This window comes from Vallitalea sediminicola (assembly GCF_054408565.1).
In genome coordinates this window covers 1-2,368 of the sequence record NZ_BTPT01000120.1, presented here as the reverse complement: position 1 = coordinate 2,368, position 2,368 = coordinate 1, and the positions used below count along the sequence as shown (strand labels likewise).

At 27.7% G+C, this 2,368-nt stretch carries 2 protein-coding genes; one reads left to right on the top strand and one right to left on the bottom strand.

The genetic code is table 11. The features are described 5' to 3' along the window. The coding region (locus ACX6CF_RS25800; protein WP_458788257.1) for a phosphodiester glycosidase family protein at positions 1-382 on the top strand (382 nt) is incomplete at its 5' end. 80 nt (positions 383-462) lie between these two features. On the opposite strand, the gene ACX6CF_RS25795 is transcribed toward ACX6CF_RS25800, so the two are convergent. Then, entirely contained in the window at positions 463-1,404 is a 942-nt protein-coding gene (locus ACX6CF_RS25795; RefSeq protein WP_458788256.1) for a stalk domain-containing protein, read from the bottom strand. Between the last annotated feature and the right edge of the window lie 964 nt (positions 1,405-2,368).

Below are 2,368 nucleotides of genomic sequence, written 5' to 3'. Positions count from 1 at the left end.
ATCTGTGTTTGAACATACTCTAGTTGACCAATATGATGGCGGATGCACAATCTGTAATCATGAAAACTATAATGACCGTAAATGTCATTATAATGATAGCTCTATTAACAACACATCAAAAAGAGACGTCAATAGAACTTTTCTTGGTCATGGAACTGACGGATCTTTTTACATGGTTTGTGCATGTCCTGCTAGAATATCATTACCTGTTGGTGCAGAACTCATGCTTGATTTAGGCTGCGATTATGCAGTTAACATGGATGGGTCAGGCGGAGTAAAAATGCGTGTTGCCTCTGGATATACCAATGGATTTAAATCAGGTAAAATGACTCCTCACGGTACTGATTATTTCGGAGAAGCAGTATGTGCATACATAAAATAATTATATATAGTAGATATTAAATTATGAAACCCCCAAATTTCTTATGGAATCTGAGGGTTTCATAACGTGAAAACAAAAGTTTATCTGATACTAATTTTTGATACCTTTCCATTATCTATTTCAACTATAAAAAAATAATCATAATGGATAGTCATTATTCCATTTTCATCCACCTTGTCAATAAAATGATCAGGTACCCATTGCGTACTTCCATACAAATCCCAATATTTTTCTATACTATCTCCCACTCTTAAACCCCTTGAGGTCTTATACTTATCCGTTATTAATATAATTGAATATATCTCTTTTGGAGGTATTTCTTCATTAATCACATTAGTCATAAGTTCTACTTCCATATCTCCATCGGAATAAGCCTCAATTTTAAATAGATCATCCTCAGATTGATCTATAATACGACCAGTAGTTTTAAATCTATCTCTAATATTTTTGTCAAGAGAATTAAAATCACTACCAATTACAAATTTATCCACTCTCAGACCATCATTTGGATCATAAAGAATAATTCTATTTCGTTCAGCATCCCACAATGAATTAGCAACCAAACAAAAATCAATATAATCTGCGGGAATAAAAGCTATATTATTTTTTATTATAGGAACACAATTTTTTGGATATGTTGGATGAATAAAAGCTTCTCCTGTATTTGTGAGAACCTTTTGTTTACCTATCCATATTTTTGAAAAACAACCCTTATCATAACCCATACTATTTTTCCTTTTTATTGCCATTAAAACAGCTTGTTCGTCTTGTATATATGCTACAATCCCACCGTATAGATTAATAATTTCTCTAAGTGGAACATAAACAATACCATTTTCAAGAAAAGGTGCATTATTTAACGTTATTGGTTCACCGTTTAATAATGCTTTTTTACTATTAACTTCCATACTAATACATACACTATCAGTGCCATTAGTTTCATGTGCAGCAACAGGCAATGCTTGAGTAAAAATACAAACCATTATGCTAGCAAAAATAATTTTTTTGAATTTGTTTACCATATAAACCTCCTATTTTTTAACCCATAATTTATATATTGTTAGACACATTTCAGAAAATGACACCCTCTTCTAATTTTACACTTTACTTTTACCCCCTCTTTTTTCTTTGTCATATTCCTCTTTATTCTTTTAGTTCATCCAGTTTCTCAAGTGTTTGAAAATAATACCTTGTCTGATAGCCACCTGGATGAATATCATTATCACTTTTACACACTTCGTAAAAACTACAATTAATATAGTAAGAGTAATCATTTTCTATAAAAATAAATACATATATACATTTGTTTTATGAACTAGTTGTTATGTATTTTCTACCATTGTATCATATTTTCTTAATTAATTTAATATTTTTTTAATATATAGACAACCATACAAATCTGTTATATTTATTTGCTTTAAAGTTAAGTAATTTATATATTAGTTATGGAACGTTAATTTTTTTATAATAAAAGCGAATAATATTAATATATCTATATTGATGCCCATAATAAATATATTATAGAAATGTATTGGTAATTTGCTAAATATATTTATATAATACTAGTATATGTTTAAAATTATACTATTTTTAAAAGTTAATATGTTATAAATAATTAAATCTATAATTAAAGCAAAAACTAATAAAAATTAAGTTTACAAAATTTATAATATTTCCTCTTTAAATAACTTTCTTGACACTCTATAGAAGGATAATACTTTCTGTGATTAGTCAGTGCCATAAAATCAAATCCAATTCTTCTTTCATGGATATCCTCCTAAAGCTGTGCATGATGTTACTTAGTTAATTAAAAATATTTAAACTTTTTGTGCCAAATCTATTGACATAAGTCTATAAAGGAGGATTATCTGCTATAGTTACAGCAAAAATATAAAAAGATAACTTTTTAATAACATAATAAGTCCTTAATTGAGGTTTACATTTTAAAAGATTTTTTCTCTTTATTAAATGTACAAAGAAATGTAC

What these genes read in the sequence shown, in the direction of transcription:
- ACX6CF_RS25795 (WP_458788256.1), bottom strand. Translation starts at nt 1,404, where the DNA reads ATGGTAAACAAATTCAAAAAAATTATTTTTGCTAGCATAATGGTTTGT.